The following is a 17,239-nucleotide window of genomic DNA, read 5'->3' on the forward strand; positions in this document are numbered from 1 at the left end:
TTCGACCAGCGGACGGCCGGGTTCGCTGTGCCCGTCGGCAAAACGGGTCCACGCTGGCAGCATGGACCCGAAATTATTTCGATCAGGCGGTAGTACCCGTGAAGGCTCAGCCCAGACCACCATTGTACCAGTCATGCAGCTTGACCTCGGTCGCGCTGCCGGCGTCGCTCAGCAGCTTGGCGAAGACCTGCGGGTCCTGGGTGCCGCCATCGCGGCCGCGATAGTGGTAGGGGATTGCCATGGCCGGGGCGAATTCCGCCACCGCGTCGGCGGCCTGTTCGGCGTCCATCGTGAAGGGCAGGTTCATGCAGACAAAGGCGAGATCGATATTTTCCAGCGCGCGCATTTCCGGCGTGCCTTCGGTGTCGCCGGAGATATAGACGCGGGTCCCGTCAATCGTCAGAATGAAGCCGACATCGCCGCGCTCCTTCGGGTGAAAATCCTGCCTGTCTGCAGACGTGTTGTAGGCCGCAATCGCCGCGATCGGGATGCCGAGCATTTCGGCAGATCCGCCCGGAGCAATGACCTCGGTGCGCGCCTGCAGGGCCTCGGGCATCATGCCCTTCACATCGGCATTGGTCAGGATCGGCGTGTCAGCAAGGGCAGCCAGAAGATCGGCATTGTAATGATCACCATGGCGGTGGGTGATCAGGATCAGGTCCGGCTTGGGCAGCGCCTCATACAGTCCGGCCTCGCCGACCGGGTCGACATAGAGAGTTCCTGCCGGAGTCTCCATGACAAAGGAGGCGTGCTCGACCGGGTGGATGACGATCTTGCCGTCCATCAGGTTGAAGCTCGCGGCATGCGCGGCCGCAAAGCCGAGCGATGGCAGCAGCGTGACGGCGCCGGCAGTGGCGGCGCCAACAATAAAGGTGCGTCTGGTGGTCATGGCAATCTCCCTCAGCATCATTCGGTTGATCGTTTTCGTGATGTCTGGATCATAGCAGATGCTTCACCGCACCGGAAATTCAAGAGGGCTTCAGCGCAAAATCCGGACCCAGCGCGCCAGATTGAGCAGGCTCATCAGCGCACCGGCGATATAGGTGAGTGCTGCAGCCTTGAGCACGCTGCGCGCGCCGGCAAGGTCCTGATCGCCGAGATAGCCGCCCTCGCGCAGGATCGGCAGCGCTTTGTTGAAGCTCGCGTCATATTCGACCGGCAGCGTCACCAGATGCACGACAATGCGGATCGCCAGCAGGCCGATGCCGATCACCGCCATGCCGAGCATGGCCGCCGGCGCCCGCAGCAGGATCGCCAGCACCGGGGCGGCAATGAAGAACACTGAAGCGATCCGGTCGGTGACCATGGCGATGCGGACCAGCGACTGGCGCAGCGCCAGCCCGCCTTCGCCGCGATGGTGTTGCAGCGCGTGGCCGACCTCGTGGGCTGCGACTGCCACGGCGGTCAGGCTCGACGCATCGTAATTGGCCTTCGACAGCCGCACCATGCGGGTCTCCGGGTCGTAATGATCGCCCGCCTCGGTGGCCTCGACGCCGACGCCCTTGAGATCGAACCGCTCGACCAGATGCTGCGCCATCTCGCCACCGGTGCCGGGAAAATCCGGCCGGTGCGCGCCGTGGCGGCGCATGGTGTGGCCGACCCAGTATTGCGGGCCATAGATGGCGGCCAGCAGCACGAGGACGCCGATTATTCCCGGGAACGCCATGGTCAGCCTTGGTCAGAGCGAGGTTGCATCATCAGCCTTACATAGGGTGCGAAGCCCGGCCGATAAAGGGCACCCATGCGGAGGGCCACGGCGGCCGCAGCCGCACAATGCAGATCTGCACCACCGGCCAGGCTGCAATTGCGGGTTGACGCCGAGGCCGATGTGGCTTTCGATGAGGACATGTCTTGGCCAAGCGCCGCGAGACCTGGTCCGCAGCGCTGACAGTCTTGAAAGGACCTCCCCGATGATCCGTCCCCTCGCCGCTCTCGCCTCCGCCGCCCTGTTTGCTCTCGCACCAGCTGCCGCCCATGCCCAGGAAGCGGCGATCTACAGCTCGATGGATGCGGTGCATCCGGTCTGGGCGAAAGAGGCCATGGTCTCGGTGCAGGAGGCGGTCGCAGCCGAAGTCGGGCTGCAGGTGTTGAGAGACGGCGGCAATGCGGTGGATGCAGGCGTCGCCGTGGCGCTGGCGCTGGCTGTCACCCTGCCCCGTGCAGGAAATCTGGGCGGCGGCGGCTTCATGCTGGTGCATGACGCCGAGTCCGGCGAGACCAAAGCCATCGACTATCGCGAGATGGCCCCGGCGAGTGCCACCCGCGACATGTATCTCGACGCCGACGGCAATGCCGACAGCAATCTGTCGCGCTTTCATGGTCTCGCCGTCGGCGTGCCCGGCACCGTCGCCGGCATGCAACTGGCTCTCGAGACCTACGGCACGATGACGCTGGCTGAGGCCGCAGCCCCGGCGATCAGGCTGGCCGAGAGCGGCATTGTGGTCACGGCCGATCTGGCCGACAGCCTCAAGGCGCTGGAGAAGCGGCTCAAGACCTGGCCGGCCTCGGCGGCGATCTTCTACAAGGAAGATGGCAGCTTCTACGAACCCGGCGACGTCATCAAACAGCCGGATCTGGCCGCAACGTTGAAAAAGATCGCGGCGGAAGGCCCCGATGGTTTCTACAAGGGTGAAGTGGCGGAGAAGATCGCAGCGTCCGTACAGGAAGCCGGTGGATCGATGACGGTAGAGGATCTGGCGAACTACAAGGCGGTCATCCGCGAGCCGGTCAGCGGCAGCTATCGCGGCCACGAGATCGTCTCGATGCCGCCGCCAAGCTCGGGCGGCACCCACATCATCCAGATCCTCAATGTGATGGAAGGCTATCCGGTCGGCTATCTCGGGCACAATTCATCTGACACCATCCATCTGATGGCGGAAGCGATGAAGCGCGCCTATGCCGACCGCTCGAAATATCTCGGCGATCCGGATTTTGCCGATGTGCCGGTAAAGGCCCTGACCTCAAAGGCCTATGCGGCAAAAATCCGCGACGGCATCAGCCTCAACCGCGCCACGCCGTCGGACACGATTCTGCCGGGCACGCTGGCGCCCTATGAGAGCGACCAGACCACGCATTTCTCGATCGTGGACAAGGACGGCAACGCGGTGTCCAACACCTACACGTTGAACTTCTCCTATGGTTCGGGCATGACCGCGGCGGGCACCGGCGTGCTGCTCAACAACGAGATGGATGATTTTTCCGCCAAGCCCGGCGTGCCCAACGCCTATGGCCTGATCGGCGGCGACGCCAATGCGGTGGAGCCCGGCAAGCGGCCGTTGTCGTCGATGAGCCCGACAATCGTGCTGAAAGACGGCAAGCCGTTCCTGGTCACCGGAAGCCCCGGCGGCTCGCGCATCATCACCACCACGCTGCAGGTGATCTCCAACATGATCGATCACGGAATGAACGTCGCCGAAGCCACCAACGCCGCGCGCATCCACCACCAGTGGCTCCCGGATGAAATCCGCGTCGAGGATGGCGGCCTGAGCCGCGACACGGTGGCCGCACTTGAGGCCAAGGGCCACATGATTGCAGTGGGAAGCGTCATGGGCTCGACCCAGTCGATCCATGTCGACGCCGACAAGGGCCTGCTGCTGGGGGCATCGGATCCGCGCCGGACGGGATCGGCGACGGTGGGGTATTGAGGGGCGGAAGCGACAAGCACTCAGGGGACAGCGACTGTCTTGGTTCAGGTTACGACATTTGTGCGTTTGTACCCCTCCATGGCTGGCCTGACTTGCACATCTGATTGAGGATGATGAGCATTTTCCGGATGACGGCGATGAGGACGACCTTGCCCGCCTTTCGCCATCATCCGCCGCTCTCTCCTGTCGTCAACCTCGGCCTCCTCATTTCGTCATCCTCGGCCTCCGAGCCGAGGATCCAAGCCCAAACCACATTGCGTCCCGGCTTGGTTTTGGATCCTCGGGTCAAGCCCGAGGATGACGACGTGGGGGCGTTTCATGACGGAAATACGATGACTGAATCAGGGCCATGATGCTCGAAAGCCTTTGAAATTTCGGGGACGGTTTACGTTGCGCCGTTACCGCACCTGCCAGCCGACACATGGCGAAAAGTAAACCGTCCCCGTCTTCCCCCTACCCCGCACCGCCCCTTTCCACATCCTCCGCCATCATTTCTATGAAAGCTTTGGACGCCGGCGAGAGCGAGCGGGCGGTGTGGGTGACGACGCCGAGCGGGCGGGTCACCACCGGATCGACCAGCGGCACGGCGCGCACGCCGTCCATGCGGCTGGCAGCCGCGATGCGCGAGGGCAGGATGCCCATGCCCATGCCGCAGGAGGTCATCCAGATGGCACTGCCCAGAAAAGCCACCTCGGCCGACATCTTCTGCCGCACGCCGAGACGCGCGAGATTCTTTTCGACCAGGTTGCGCACGCCGTAATCGCTGCGCGACAGGATCAGCGGCACATCGTGCAGCTCGGACCAGGACACCGATGCGCGGGCGGCGAAGGGATGATCGTCCGGACAGATCAGCTGCAGCGGATCCTGGTGCAGCGGCCGCCAGTCAAACACGTCGGGATCATCAGGCTCGGTGCCGATGCCGAAATCGGCGCGCTCGTAGCGGATATTGGCAAAGAACTGGTTGGGCGCGCAATCATCCAGCATCAGATTGACGCCGGGATGATTCTGCCGGAACCGGCGCACCACCGACGGCAGATAGGTCATGCCGGTGGCCGGTGTCGTGGTCAGCCGGATGCGGCCGCGGGTCAGATCGCCCAAGCCGCTGACCGTGTCTTCCAGCGCGCCGACATCATCGAGAATGCGCTCGACCATGCCGATGATCATTTCCGCCGCATCGGTGGGCGCCAGCGTCCGCGTCGTGCGATCGAAGAGATGCGCCCCCAGCGCCTCCTCCGATTGCCGGATCAGCACGCTGACCGCCGACTGGGTGACGTTGAGCACCTCCGCCGCAGCCGAGATCCGGCCGGTGCGATAGACCTGCAGGATGGCGCGCAATTGCTTCAGTGTGAGGGCGGAGACAGACATCGGATTACTCGATATATTAGTTTCCTTCATGAATGTTTTATAAAAATTCCATTTTCAGATCAAGCATGTTCGGCTACCGTCAGTTCATTCCTGACGCCAGTCATCGCAGAAGCGTCATGGAGAGGGAGGATACAATGCTGAACAATTTCAAACAGGTGATCGCCGCCGCCGTCATCGCGGCCGCGTTCGCAATGCCCGCCGTTGACGCCTCGGCGCAGTCGCGCATCACCATCGGAACCAACCCGCAGGGCTCGCTCTATTACACCATCGGCGGCGGCATGGCCGCAGCCCTGCAGGACCGCCTCGGCCGTCAGGTCACCGTGCAGCCCTTCACCGGCTCCTCGGTCTATCTGCCGCTGATTTCGGCGGGAGAACTGACGCTGGGACTGAACTCGTCCATCGACATCAATGATTCCTACAGCGGATCGGGCGACAGCAAGCCGCTCGCCAATCTGCGGGTGCTGGCGCGGCTATGGCCGCTGCGGCTGGCCTTCATCGTCCGCGCCGACAGCGACATGCGATCGGTCGCCGATCTCAAGGGCAAGCGCACCGTCACCGAATTCGCCGCGCTGGCAGCCGTCAGCCAGGTCAATGTCGCCACGCTCGAAGCCGCCGGCCTGAGCCTCGACGATGTCGAGCAGGTCACGGTCTCGGGCCTGACGACCGGGCTCGAGGGCCTGACCGAGAACCAGCTCGACGCCACTTCCGCCGCCATCGGCATTCCGATGGTGCAGCAGGCCAATGCCGGCATTCCCGGCGGTATCCGCTATTTGACGCTGGAAGGCGAAAACGCCACCAAGGCCTTCTTCGACGAGCGCCTGCCCGGGCTTTACCCGATGACCGTCAATGCCAATCCGCGGATGCCGGAAATCACCGATCCGGTGGTGGTCTCGGCATTCGACATCTACCTCACCGCCAGCGCCGACACGTCGGATGAAGAGGTGCAGGCCATTCTCGGCGCGCTCTACGAGGCCTTCCCGCAATTGCAGGAAGACTATCCGCCGCTGCGTGGTGGCGCCCAGGACATGCTCTCGGCCCCGACCAACACCGCGCCCTACCATTCCGGCGCCGTGGCGTTCTGGAAGGAACGCGGCATGTGGACCGATGAAAACGATGCGCTCGAGGCCTCGCTGGCCAACTGACCGCAGACGCTGACGACCGGCCTGACCATCGGGCCGGTCGCCCCACCCGTTTTCGCCCGCCTCATCACCTGAGGGAGACCCCCAATGCGCGCCGCCCATGTCGCTGCATCCCTGCCTGTCGTCGGCATCTTGTGGATGCTCGATGCCCCCCGGTGGATCGGCCAGGTCTGGCTCACCGAGCAGTATCTCGCCTTCATTCTCGGCCTCGGCGTGCTGGCCGGGATCGCCACCCGTCCGCTGCCGCGGCTGCCGCAATGGCTGGATCTGGCCTTCGGCCTGGTGGCGATGCTGAGCTGGTGGTGGCTGGCGCGCAATTACGATGTCTGGCTGCTCGATCCGGTCGACCGCGGCCCGCACAAATGGGTGCCGGCGGTGTTTGCCATTGCCGGCGCGCTGGAAGCCACCCGGCGCTATTGCGGCGCGGTTCTGGCGCTATTGTGCTCGGCCTTCCTTGTCTACGGCTTCATCGGCTTTCTCGCCCCCGGCATTTTCGAGGCGGCCTATCTCAAGCCGGCCCGCTACCTGCTCTATCTCTACAACGACACCAACGGCATTCCGGGCCTGGTGCTCAATGTCGGTGCCACGCAGATTCTCGGCTTCATCGTCTTTGGCGCGGTGCTCAACGCCGTCGGCGGCTCGGAGCTGCTGACCCGGCTGGCGATGGCGGCCATGGGCCACCGCCGCGGCGGTCCGGCCAAGGTCGCCATTCTCGCCTCGTCGCTGTTTGGAACCCTGTCGGGCTCCACCGTCGCCAATGTGATGTCGACCGGCGTGGTGACGATCCCGATGATGAAGCGGTCCGGCTTTCCGGCCCGCTATGCCGCAGCCATCGAGGCCGTCGCGTCCAATGGCGGGCAGATCGCACCGCCGGTGATGGGCGCCACCGCCTTCATCATCGCCGAGTTCCTGCAGATCTCCTATGCCGAGGTTGTGCTTGCAGCCCTGCTGCCGGCGATCTTCTATTACCTGCTGCTCTACCGCCAGGTTGACCGCTATGCCGCAGCCCATGGCCTGACCGGCGAGCAAAAAGAAAACCTGCCGAAGATCGGCGATGCGCTGATGAAGAGCTGGCCGCTGCTGTTCCCGCTCGGCGCACTGATCTACTTCCTGTTCTTCCTGGGCTATGCGCCGGGCAAGTCGGCGCTCTATGCGGCTGCCGCCGCCTATGCGCTGCATCTGGTCATGGCCCCGCGCGGCGCCGAGCGGCTGGGGCTGATCCCGAAGATCGCGGTGCGCGCCGGGGAAACCCTGATCCCGATCCTGCTGGTTTGCGCCGTTGCCGGCATCATCATCGGCACCATCAACATCACCGGGCTGGGCTTTGCGCTGACCCTGGCGCTGAGCCGGATTGCCGAATTCGGCGGGGTGCTGCCGCTGCTTGCCGTCACCGCGATCATCGCCATCGTGCTGGGCGTCGGCATGCCGACATCGGGCGTCTATGTGGTGGTCGCTGTGCTGCTGGCGCCGGCGCTGATCGCGCAGGGCATTCCGGCAATCTCGGCGCATTTCTTCATCTTCTATTTCGGTCTCCTGTCGATGCTGACGCCGCCGGTGGCGATCGCCTCCTATGCGGCGGCATCGATCGCCGACAGCGACATGTGGCAGACCGGAACCACCGGGGTGAAGCTCGCCGCCGTCGCCTATCTGCTGCCCTTTGTCTTCGCCTTCAATTCGGCGCTGCTGTTTGACGGCAGCTGGTTCGAGATCGGCATCTCCTGCCTCACCGTCTATGCCGCGGGACATTTCCTGGCAGAGGTGCTGGCCCGCCGTTCCGCCTTTGGCGGCGGACTCCGCCGCTGGGCCGCCGGGCTTGCAGCTCTGGCGCTGGGCGGACTGACCGCCGTCATTGCACCCGACCACCCGGTCGCCATCACGGCTGCAATCCTCGGCCTCGGCGCGGTGCTGGTGTCGAACCGGATGCTGCCCGACGCGCCGCACCCCGCCTAATCCTCTACAACCAACGGAGTTTCAGATGACCGAGAGAACCCAGAACCCGCCTTACAAGCGCATCGCCACGGAAGAGGCCTGGCTGCCCGAAGATATCCTCAAGCTCTACCGCAAGGAAATCCGCGAAAAGAACATCGGCGAACCCGGCTTTCATTCGCTGTGGGGGTTCTATTCCGGCGACAACGAGATCGCCCAGGCGCAAAACCGCCGCATCGTCAGCCTTGGCGACACCCGGCTGGCCGACATGGATGCCGCCGGCGTCGATATCGCCGTGCTGGCGCTGTCCTCCCCCGGCGTGCAGATCTTCGATCCGGCAACAGCGCACAGCCTGGCCGTCAGCGCCAATGACGAACTGGCCGAAGGCATTGCCCGCCACCCCGACCGCTTCACAGGTCTGGCAGCCTTCTCTCCGCTTGACGAGGTCAACGCGGCCAAGGAACTCGAGCGCGGCGTCACCAAGCTGGGCCTGAAGGGCGGGATTTTGAATTCCCACACGCTGGGCACCTATCTCGACGACGAGAAATACTGGGGCGTGTTCGAGGCGGCCGAAGCGCTGGGCGTGCCGATCTATCTGCACCCCAACACGCCCTCGCCGCAGATGCTCGACCCCTTCCTCAAGCGCGGATTGGATGCGGCGGTCTACGGATTTTCCTGCGAAACCGGGCTGCATGCACTCCGGCTGCTGGTCTCCGGCCTGTTCGACCGCTTCCCGAAACTGCAGATCGTGCTCGGCCATACCGGCGAGGCGCTGCCGTTCTGGCTCTACCGCATCGACTTCATGCATACGCGGCTGTCGCGTTCCAACCGCTATGAGGGCGCCAAGCCGCTCAACCGCAAGGCGTCGGAATATCTGCGCGAGAATTTCTACTACACATCCTCGGGCGTGGGCGACCCCAAGCCGATCATGTATGTGCAGGACGTCATCGGCGCCGACCGGGTGATGTATGCGATGGATTACCCCTGGCAATATGTGCCTGAGGAGACCGCGCTGCTCGACAACATGCCGGTCGAACCGGCCGTGCTGAAGGCGTTTTACGAAGACAATGCAAGACGGGTTTTCAACATCAAATAGGCGTCAACCCTGGCTTCTCTGAAGCCAAAGCAGAAGCCGGACCGGCGTCGCAAACCGCCGGTCCGGTCCCACCCTTCATCCGCACCGGAATGCATCAAGGACTCAGCCAGCCGCTCCCGAATCATCCATTGGCACGCGGTTCAGGCGGCCCTGGACCAACGCCGAGCCGATCAGCCCGAGGCAAAGGGCAAGCACCCCAGCCGACGTCTGTTCCGGTGCGACAGAGCCAGCTTGAGAGACGACGACAAGACCAGGAAGCAGCTATTCCGGCACCACCGCTTGCAACACCCAGAGCATGCCGCTTAAGTACCCCGCAATCGAACCGGTGCCCCGATGATCTGGCTGCTCCGATATTTCCCCTATATGCGACGGGCCCTGACTGGAATGAAACTGCTGAGCTACAACATTCAGGCCTGCATCGGTAGCCGGCACTACAGCGATTACCTTTTCGGAATCAGAAAACAGATTGCGCACAGCCCGGCAAAAGACAGGACCTTGAAAAGGATTGGCCGCTTTATTTCCGGCTTCGATATTGTCTGTCTGCAGGAACTGGATCTGGGAGGAAGGCGGGGCGGCTTTTCATCGCAATACGATGCGTTGAAGAAAATATCCCGCTTCCAGTTTGGCGCGTCACAGACAACCAGGGTAATACCCGGGATCTCGCAACACGGGAATGCAATTTTTTCGCGCTATCCGATTGACGAGATTGAAGAATACCGGTTGCCCGGAAGAATGAGAGGCCGCGGTCTTCTGGTCTGCACAATACAGGGCCATACAATTGCGAACACCCATCTGAGCCTCTATGCCAAGATGCAGGTCAGGCAATTGGAACTGATCAGGGAAGTGTTGCATGGGCGGCAAAGGACCATCCTGGCAGGCGATTTCAATTGCCGCTCGGACCGCCCCTGGATGCAGGATTTTGCCAATAGCTCCGGACTTGACCTGATTACCGGAAATTCGACAAACACTTACCCTTCCTGGAAGCCCAATTCCGATATCGATCACATCTTTGCTTCAAACTCGATCCAATGCCACAAAGCCGAGGTTTTGAACGTTCGGCTATCCGATCATCTGCCTGTAAAGACAGAATTCGAGCTGTTGGACCCGTAGGCAGGTATTTGCAGCAGGTCTGATTACAACAGTGGCGATGCGAGACGCGCCAGATTGACCAGCAATCGGAACAGAAGCGGGCGACTGGCAAGATGGCCGGCCGGCATCGGTTCGCTACGTTGAAAATCACGCTGCAGCATTGATTTTACTTTTTGCGCGAACTCTTCATCCAGGACAAGCAAGCTGGCTTCGAAATTGAGGCAAAATGAACGATTGTCCATGTTTCCTGACCCCACGGAAGAAAGCCGCTCGTCAATCAGAATGACTTTCTGATGCATAAAGCCAGGCTGGTATCGATGCACCTTTGCTCCATTGCTCAGTGCGCGGTCGATCCAGGCATGAACAGCCAGTCCGACTATCCAGTGGTCGCTGAATTCGGGCACCAGCAACCGAACCTCGACCCCTCGCATCACCGCCAGATGGAGGGCGGTAATCACCTCCTCATCCGGCACAAAATAGGGAGTGGCAATCCAGATCGACTCCTGCGCGGCATTTATTGCCTGAACCACAAACAGTTTGAACGTGTCATCCTTGTCTGCAGGTCCTGTGGCCAGAAACAGAGCGGTTTTTGCATCATTCTGTATCGCCGGTATCGACCAATCGAGCTCAAGCTGCTCACTGGTTGCCCAATGCCAATCTTCCAGAAAGGAGAATTGCGCGGCTTTGACTGTCGGGCCCGCAAATCGAAGATGGGTGTCCCGCCATGCTTGGCGCCTTCTTGATTTGCCAAGATACTCGTCACCAATGTTGAGCCCTCCGGTGAACCCGATTTGAGCATCAAACACTGCAATTTTCCGGTGGTTCCTGAAATTTATCTGGAACCGTTTCCCCATCCTGGTTGCGCTTCCAAATGGCGAAACCGATATTCCGGCGCTTCTGAGCCTCGAAAAATACGCCTCCGGGGTCCTGTTGCAACCGATCTCGTCATAAAGCAACCGGACCTCAACCCCGCGCTTTGCCGCACTGATCAGGTGTTGTGCAAAATCCCGGCCCGCATCATCATCATTTATGATGTAGAACTGCATCAATATGCTGCGCGTCGCGCGATCTATCGATTGAAAAAGTGCCGCATAGGTTTCTTCGGCATCAACCAAGAGGTCGGCTTCATTGCCTCGGGTAAACGGAAACCGCGCAAGCTTTTCGATGACCTGCATCGCGCCCAACTCAGTTTTTGTCAGGCGCGGAATATTCGGAAGCAAATCCCTGTTTATCGGCGTCTTCGCCAATTGTGTTCGAAATTTCTTGACATAACCACTGAACCGCCATCCTCCGAAAACGACAAAAAGCGGAACGGATATGAACGGCATCGCGACCAGGGCGACGGTCCAGGCCACCGCCCCCTGGCTGCTGCGCTCCTGTGAAATTGCAACAAACGCAAAAATCACGCCAACGGCATAGACCAGCGGGACCAGAACCAACGAAAAGATATTCAAGCTGATCGCCATTGTTTTGCTCTATCAAATCCTCTCGCATCAGCACAGCTGTATTCGTCCCCCAAGGCGAATGATCCGCGTCGGGCAGAACAAGCGAGGTGCAGGCAGAGCTTGGCCTTGCCGGCATTGAACTGGTTCACCGGACACGCGTCCTGTAGGACAGGTTTGCCGACGACCCGGCCCTCATCGCGTGCCGGGCCGCGCCAGGATCAGCCAGGCCTGCCCAAGTGCCAGAGGCACCAGGCTTGCCACCGCCGACAGCAGCAGTCCCGGCGCACCCGGATCGGGCAGCCCGAGCAGATCGGCAAGCGCCGGCTGCCACAATGCCAGTCCGATCAGCCCCAGGCACAGCGCCAGCGCACCCCAGACATAGCGGTTGCGGGTGACATCATTGTCCAGCAGGCCGGAATCGGCATCGCGCATGTTGAACACGTTCCACATCTGCGACAGGGCCAGCGTCAGGAACGCCACCGTGACGGCCGGACCCGCATCGAGCTCGAGCCAGACCAGCGCCGTCACGAAGGCACCGAGCGTCGCCAGCGTGATCGCCGCGCCGAGCACGCCGGTCAGAACCCAGCGCGGCCGGTCCATGAGCGCCTCGGCCGGATCGCGCGGCGGCTTGCGCATGACATTCGCGTCGCCCCGGCCCAGGCCGAGCGCAAAGGCCGGGAACACATCGGTGACGAGGTTCAGGAACAGGATCTGAAGCGGCAGCAGCGGCATCGGCAGGCCGGCGCCGACGGCGACGCCGACCACCAGCACCTCGCTGACATTGCACGACATCAGATAGACGACGAATTTGCGGATATTGCCGAAGATCACCCGGCCCTGGCGCATCGCCGACAGGATGGTGGCGAACTTGTCGTCGCGCAGCACCATATGCGCCGCCTCCTGGGCGACCTGGGTGCCGCGCTGGCCCATGGCAATGCCGATATCGGCCTTCTTCAGCGCAGGCGCATCATTGACGCCGTCGCCGGTCATCGCCACCACGTGGCCGGCCTCTTGATAGATCGAGACGAGCGTGAGCTTGGTTTCCGGCGCCACCCGGGCAAACACATCGGCCGCCAGCACCCGCGCGCGCATCGCCGGGCTGATACCCCCAGGCCTGATGCCGGCAAGCTCGCGGCCTTCGATCACCGTCAGCTCGCCATCACCGAGACCCGCATGCCGGGCAATGGTGGCGGCGGTATCGGCATGATCGCCGGTCAGCATGATCACCCGCACGCCCGCCGCGCGGCTGGCCCGGATCGCCGGGGCGACATCGTCACGCAGCGGATCGAGCAGGCAGACAAGCCCCACCAGCGTCAGATCGGCATAGGGGGCGCCGTCGGCGCGATCGAGATGTTTCATCGCCAGCGCCAGCACCCGCAGCCCCTCGCGCGCAGCGGCCGAACTGCGCTGTTTCCAGGCCTGCCGCGCCGCATCGTCAAGGGTCCGCACCCCGTCCGGAGCGAGCACGGCCGTCGCGTGATCGATAAGCGCTTCGGGGGCGCCCTTGACCGCGACGAGAAAGCCCGCGCCATCGGCATGGACCGTGGCCATCATCTTGGTCTGGGGATCGAAGGCATATTCCCGGATCTCGGGCCGGGCCTTGCGAAGACCGGCGCGGGTGAGCCCGGCCCTGCCGGCAATCGCCAGCAGCGCGAGTTCCATCGGATCGCCCGCGCGTCCATCCGCCTGGCCGTCGCCCAGCTCGGCATTGTTGCACAGCGCCCCGATGCGGACCGCCCAGCCCAGCGGATCGTCGGGCGCGGCGTCGAGCTTGCCTGCGCCATCGCCGTCACAATCGACGTCCCTGCCCTCGAGCAGGTAGCGCACCACGGTCATGCGGTTCTGGGTCAGGGTTCCGGTCTTGTCGGTCAGGATCACCGTGGTGGCGCCCAGCGTTTCCACCGAAGACAGCCGCCTGATCACCGCGTTGCGCCGGTTCATCCGCCACATGCCGCGGGCCAGGCTGAGTGTGGCGACCACCGGCAAGCCTTCGGGCACGGCCGCCACCGCCAGCGCCACGCCGGTCTGGATCATGTCGATCACATCATGGCCGCGCAGGATGCCGGCGCCGATGGTCAGTGCGGCCAGCACCAAGGTCAGCCAGACCAGCCGGTGACCGAGCTTGTCGAGCCGTTTTTCCAGCGGCGGCGCCTCGCTTTCGGCGCCACTGGGCAAGATCGCTGATGCGGCCGATCTCGGTCCTCATACCGGTGGCGACGACCAGGCCCTCCCCCGTCCCCTGGGTGATGGCGGTGCCCTTGTAGGCCATGCCGGAGCGGTCGCCCAGCGGCGCCTCGCGGCCGGCAGGCTCGACCGATTTCAGCACCGGCGCCGACTCGCCGGTCAGCACCGATTCATCGGCCTGCAGGTTGGACGCCTGGCTGATCCTGAGATCGGCGGTCACCATATCGCCCGCCTCGAGGATCACCACATCGCCGGGCACCAGTTCCTGCGCGTCGATCATCCGTTCCCGGCCGCCCCGGCGCACCCGTGTCCTGACCTCGGCGATACGCATCAGCGCTTCCATCGACCGCGCCGCGCGAAGTTCGGTGACGAAACCGATGGCTCCATTGATCACCAGCACCACGATGATCGCCGCCCCCTCAGCGATATCCCCGAACAGGAACGACATGGCGGCGGCTACCGCCAGCAGCCAGACGATGATCGAATTGAACTGGCGCGCCAGAATGACAAAGGGGCTTTTGGTCTTCTGGCGCTGCAAGCGGTTGGGACCGCAGGTCTTCAATCTTGCGCTGATCAGGGCCGGATCGAGGCCTGTCGCAGGATCGGTTTCAAGTCGGCGGGCCACCTCCTGCACCGGCAGCGCATATGCATTGTCAAGCCTGTGATTGTCCACGCGATCTCCTGGCTCAAGAACCGCGCCGCTATATCACCCTGCCGCTGCCATCAGCCATGCAGCTCTGCGCGATGAACCGGCAGTACGGCTTCCCTGAAGCAGGAAATGTTCACGGTTTTGCAAGTCCGCACAAGCCCCGTACCGAAAATCGGCAGGCCCGGGCCGGAGCATTCGTCCGGCGATTGCGAACCGGACGATCGCGGCAAGCTTATGGCTTGCCGTTTTCCCACGTCACGTCCTGGCCGTAGAGCGGCACGGTGGAGATGTTCATCTTGGCCGAACCGTCCTGGACCTGCTGCGAATTGACCAGATAGATCAGCGTGTCATTGGCCTTGTCGTAGATCCGGCGCACCACCAGCGACTTCCAGATCAGCGAACGCGATTCCTTGAACACCACGTCGCCGTCCTCATCGAGATCGATGTCCTTGATGGTGATCGGGCCGGTCTGGCGACAGGCGATGGAAGCATTGGACGGGTCCTCGAACCAGTTGCCCTTTTGCAGCCGGTCAATGACGCCGCGGTCGAAATAGGCGACGTGGCAGGTCACGCCGGCCACTTCCGGGTCGGTGACCGCGTCGATCAGGATGTCATTGCCGAGCCAGTCGACGCCGACCTCGCCAACCTGTTCGGCCTGCGCCGGTGTCACCAGCATGGGGGCGGCCAGAACGGCGGCGGCAAAAAGACCGGCGGAAAACGCCGAATGGATGGTTTTGGCAATAAGCATGTAAAATCTCCTTGTGTCGTGAACGCCGCAGCGCCGGGTCGGTTCCCGACGTACCACGATTGCGCGTCTCACCCGCATATGGTCCCGGTGGGCGACAAATGGAAGATAGGACGCGGATGGCAGAAAATCCTGCGTCACATGCGCGCGTCGGCGGCCGGGCGGGCCCGGGTCGCTTGGCATTGCTCTTCCGGCGCGCTAGATAGGAGCCATGACCATGGTGCCCGCAGATCCACCGCGTTCGAGTTCCTTCAAAGGCGTGTTTGTCCGCGCCCTGGGCCTTGTCTTTGCAGCGGTGGTGACCGGAGTGCTGTTTGCCGCCTGGCAGGCCAACGGACCTTCGCTGCTCAACGCGCTTGTGGCCAATGGTCTGGCGTGGTGCCTCTGATTTGACCTGACCACGGCAGGTCCCGCATGCCCCGCGCCTTGGCCCGGTGCTGCAGGGCCGCCAATCTGGAGATTTCGATGAAAGCCATTCGCATTGCCCTTTGGGCCCTGATCGCCGCGTTTGCGGTGGTGCTGGGCTGGCTCACCTATGAATGGCAGATGACCGAGAACGAGATCGCCGCCAAGCCCTATGGCGTGCCCTTCGAGCTGGTCGACCAGTCGGGCGCACCGATCACCGAAGCCGCCTTCCAGGGCCGGCCCTCGGCGCTGTTTTTCGGCTTCACCCATTGTCCGGAGGTCTGCCCGACGACGCTTTACGAGCTCGATGGCTGGCTCAAGCAGGTCGATCCCGACGGCGACAGGATCAACGCCTATTTCATCACCGTCGACCCGGAACGCGACACGCCCGAACTGCTGGGCAATTACGTGGCCGGCGTCACCGACCGGGTCACCGGCATTTCCGGGCCGCCGGAAAAGATCGCCGAGGTGGTCAAGGGCTTCAACATCTACGCCAAGAAGGTGCCGATTGACGCCGCCGACCCGGAGGGCGACTACACCATGGACCACACCGCATCGGTGTTCCTGCTCGATGCGCAAGGCCGGTTCAAGAGCACGATTGCCTGGGGCGAAAACCCGGAAACCGCTGTCAGCAAGCTCGAAAACCTGCTCTAGGCCCGGCCCCGTTGCGACCATAAGGGTGGAACTTTTACCCGCGCGCCCCATTTCAACGCTTTACAGCGTTTCGCGGACGTTCAATAGAACGATACGCGAAGCTTGAGCTGCCGGGGCGCGGCGCGACGGGGGACTGACATGGATGACATCGTTCTCAAACTGGCCGTGATCGGCGCAGCCGGCATCGCCGCGCAATGGTTTGCCTGGCGGCTGCAGCTGCCGGCCATCGTGTTGCTGCTCGCCGCCGGCTTCATCGCCGGGCCGGCAACCGGCTTTCTCGATCCGGCGGCCGATTTCGGCGCGGTCTATCGGCCGATGGTTTCGATCGCCGTTGCCATCATCCTGTTCGAAGGCGGGCTGACACTCAATTTCAAGGAAATCCGCGAGACTTCCACCGCGGTGCGGCGCATCATCATGTATGCCGGGCCGCTGACCTGGGTGATGGCGGCCTTTGCCGCCCATCACATCGGCGGGCTGAGCTGGCCGACGGCAATCGTGCTCGGCGCCATTCTGGTGGTCACCGGCCCGACGGTGATCATGCCGCTCTTGCGCCAGTCGCAGCTCGACGCGCGGCCGGCCTCGCTGCTGCGCTGGGAAGCCATCGTCAACGATCCGATCGGCGCCCTGTTCGCGGTCGTCGCCTTCGAGGGCATCCTGGTTTACATCGGGGTGCACGAGGCCGACAATCTGGTCATGCTGGTCGTGGTCGGCTTCGCCTCCGCCATCATCGGCGGCTATGTCGCGGCAAAGCTGATCGTCTGGTCCTTCGTCCACGGCCATGTGCCCGAATTTCTCAAGGCGCCGGTGCTGCTCGCCGCCGTGGTGGCGAGCTACGCCGCCACCAACATGCTGCTCGAGGAATCCGGCCTGCTCACCGTCACCGTCATGGGCATGGTGC

At 63.0% G+C, this 17,239-nt stretch carries 14 protein-coding genes and 1 pseudogene; 8 read left to right on the forward strand and 7 right to left on the reverse strand.

Annotated features, from left to right (window positions below; all coding sequences use genetic code 11):
* Positions 1 to 106: 106 nt before the first annotated feature.
* Positions 107 to 889, reverse strand: coding sequence for an MBL fold metallo-hydrolase (locus OEG82_RS18400; protein WP_267613831.1), 783 nt, complete (start codon positions 887 to 889; stop codon positions 107 to 109).
* Between the two features lie 90 nt (positions 890 to 979).
* Positions 980 to 1,666: a zinc metallopeptidase gene (locus OEG82_RS18405; protein ID WP_267613832.1), complete on the reverse strand. Its 687-nt coding sequence runs from the start codon at positions 1,664 to 1,666 to the stop codon at positions 980 to 982.
* A gap of 244 nt (positions 1,667 to 1,910) precedes the next feature.
* Here OEG82_RS18405 and ggt point away from each other — a divergent pair, with 244 nt between their 5' ends.
* On the forward strand, positions 1,911 to 3,644 hold the full coding sequence (ggt, locus tag OEG82_RS18410) for a gamma-glutamyltransferase (RefSeq protein ID WP_267613833.1): 1,734 nt from the start codon (positions 1,911 to 1,913) through the stop codon (positions 3,642 to 3,644).
* A 453-nt stretch (positions 3,645 to 4,097) separates the two neighbouring features.
* On the opposite strand, the gene OEG82_RS18415 is transcribed toward ggt, so the two are convergent.
* Positions 4,098 to 5,009 (reverse strand): LysR family transcriptional regulator, encoded by a 912-nt coding sequence (locus tag OEG82_RS18415; protein WP_267613834.1) that lies wholly within the window; start codon positions 5,007 to 5,009, stop codon positions 4,098 to 4,100.
* A 134-nt stretch (positions 5,010 to 5,143) separates the two neighbouring features.
* On the opposite strand from OEG82_RS18415, the gene OEG82_RS18420 reads away from it, so the two are divergent.
* The 4 genes from OEG82_RS18420 (at position 5,144) to OEG82_RS18435 (ending at position 10,280) form a co-directional block, all read left to right on the forward strand.
* Positions 5,144 to 6,151, forward strand: a complete 1,008-nt coding sequence (locus tag OEG82_RS18420; RefSeq protein WP_267613835.1) for a TAXI family TRAP transporter solute-binding subunit — start codon at positions 5,144 to 5,146, stop codon at positions 6,149 to 6,151.
* An 84-nt stretch (positions 6,152 to 6,235) separates the two neighbouring features.
* Positions 6,236 to 8,098 carry a TRAP transporter permease gene (locus OEG82_RS18425; protein ID WP_267613836.1) on the forward strand — a complete coding sequence of 621 codons (1,863 nt, stop codon included), beginning with the start codon at positions 6,236 to 6,238 and terminating at the stop codon, positions 8,096 to 8,098.
* Positions 8,099 to 8,123: 25 nt separating this feature from the next.
* Positions 8,124 to 9,170 (forward strand): amidohydrolase family protein, encoded by a 1,047-nt coding sequence (locus tag OEG82_RS18430; RefSeq protein WP_267613837.1) that lies wholly within the window; start codon positions 8,124 to 8,126, stop codon positions 9,168 to 9,170.
* A 333-nt stretch (positions 9,171 to 9,503) separates the two neighbouring features.
* Positions 9,504 to 10,280 carry an endonuclease/exonuclease/phosphatase family protein gene (locus OEG82_RS18435; RefSeq protein WP_267613838.1) on the forward strand — a complete coding sequence of 259 codons (777 nt, stop codon included), beginning with the start codon at positions 9,504 to 9,506 and terminating at the stop codon, positions 10,278 to 10,280.
* 23 nt (positions 10,281 to 10,303) lie between these two features.
* On the opposite strand, the gene cls is transcribed toward OEG82_RS18435, so the two are convergent.
* From cls to OEG82_RS18455, 4 genes are all read right to left on the reverse strand, one after another.
* Positions 10,304 to 11,725 (reverse strand): cardiolipin synthase, encoded by a 1,422-nt coding sequence (cls, locus tag OEG82_RS18440; RefSeq protein ID WP_267613839.1) that lies wholly within the window; start codon positions 11,723 to 11,725, stop codon positions 10,304 to 10,306.
* A gap of 171 nt (positions 11,726 to 11,896) precedes the next feature.
* Complete coding sequence (locus tag OEG82_RS18445) at positions 11,897 to 13,846, reverse strand: cation-translocating P-type ATPase (RefSeq protein ID WP_267615000.1); 1,950 nt, start codon at positions 13,844 to 13,846, stop codon at positions 11,897 to 11,899.
* Positions 13,749 to 14,561: a P-type ATPase actuator domain-containing protein gene (locus tag OEG82_RS18450; RefSeq protein ID WP_267613840.1), complete on the reverse strand. Its 813-nt coding sequence runs from the start codon at positions 14,559 to 14,561 to the stop codon at positions 13,749 to 13,751. The genes OEG82_RS18445 and OEG82_RS18450 overlap by 98 nt, the downstream gene beginning before the upstream one ends.
* 208 nt (positions 14,562 to 14,769) lie before the next feature.
* Entirely contained in the window at positions 14,770 to 15,213 is a 444-nt protein-coding gene (locus OEG82_RS18455) for a CreA family protein (RefSeq protein ID WP_267615001.1), read from the reverse strand.
* A gap of 280 nt (positions 15,214 to 15,493) precedes the next feature.
* Between OEG82_RS18455 and OEG82_RS18460 the strand changes: the two genes are divergently transcribed.
* The 3 genes and pseudogenes from OEG82_RS18460 to OEG82_RS18470 form a co-directional block, all read left to right on the forward strand.
* Entirely contained in the window at positions 15,494 to 15,670 is a 177-nt protein-coding gene (locus tag OEG82_RS18460) for a hypothetical protein (protein WP_267613841.1), read from the forward strand.
* Positions 15,671 to 15,747: 77 nt separating this feature from the next.
* Positions 15,748 to 16,341, forward strand: a complete 594-nt coding sequence (locus OEG82_RS18465) for an SCO family protein (protein ID WP_267613842.1) — start codon at positions 15,748 to 15,750, stop codon at positions 16,339 to 16,341.
* Between the two features lie 138 nt (positions 16,342 to 16,479).
* Positions 16,480 to 17,193 (forward strand): annotated as a pseudogene (locus tag OEG82_RS18470) (cation:proton antiporter domain-containing protein); the annotation flags it as partial.
* Positions 17,194 to 17,239 lie beyond the last annotated feature (46 nt).

The organism is Hoeflea ulvae (genome assembly GCF_026619435.1).
Taxonomy (GTDB): Bacteria; Pseudomonadota; Alphaproteobacteria; order Rhizobiales; family Rhizobiaceae; genus Hoeflea; species Hoeflea ulvae.

Bases quoted from the DNA above. Each gene is read 5' to 3' on its own strand.
- OEG82_RS18400 (WP_267613831.1), bottom strand. From the start codon at position 889: ATGACCACCAGACGCACCTTTATTGTTGGCGCCGCCACTGCCGGCGCC.
- OEG82_RS18465 (WP_267613842.1), top strand. From the start codon at position 15,748: ATGAAAGCCATTCGCATTGCCCTTTGGGCCCTGATCGCCGCGTTTGCG.
- cls (WP_267613839.1), bottom strand. From the start codon at position 11,725: ATGGCGATCAGCTTGAATATCTTTTCGTTGGTTCTGGTCCCGCTGGTC.
- OEG82_RS18415 (WP_267613834.1), bottom strand. From the start codon at position 5,009: ATGTCTGTCTCCGCCCTCACACTGAAGCAATTGCGCGCCATCCTGCAG.
- OEG82_RS18455 (WP_267615001.1), bottom strand. From the start codon at position 15,213: ATGCTGGTGACACCGGCGCAGGCCGAACAGGTTGGCGAGGTCGGCGTC.
- OEG82_RS18425 (WP_267613836.1), top strand. From the start codon at position 6,236: ATGCGCGCCGCCCATGTCGCTGCATCCCTGCCTGTCGTCGGCATCTTG.
- OEG82_RS18460 (WP_267613841.1), top strand. From the start codon at position 15,494: ATGACCATGGTGCCCGCAGATCCACCGCGTTCGAGTTCCTTCAAAGGC.
- ggt (WP_267613833.1), top strand. From the start codon at position 1,911: ATGATCCGTCCCCTCGCCGCTCTCGCCTCCGCCGCCCTGTTTGCTCTC.
- OEG82_RS18435 (WP_267613838.1), top strand. From the start codon at position 9,504: ATGATCTGGCTGCTCCGATATTTCCCCTATATGCGACGGGCCCTGACT.
- OEG82_RS18430 (WP_267613837.1), top strand. From the start codon at position 8,124: ATGACCGAGAGAACCCAGAACCCGCCTTACAAGCGCATCGCCACGGAA.
- OEG82_RS18420 (WP_267613835.1), top strand. From the start codon at position 5,144: ATGCTGAACAATTTCAAACAGGTGATCGCCGCCGCCGTCATCGCGGCC.
- OEG82_RS18405 (WP_267613832.1), bottom strand. From the start codon at position 1,666: ATGGCGTTCCCGGGAATAATCGGCGTCCTCGTGCTGCTGGCCGCCATC.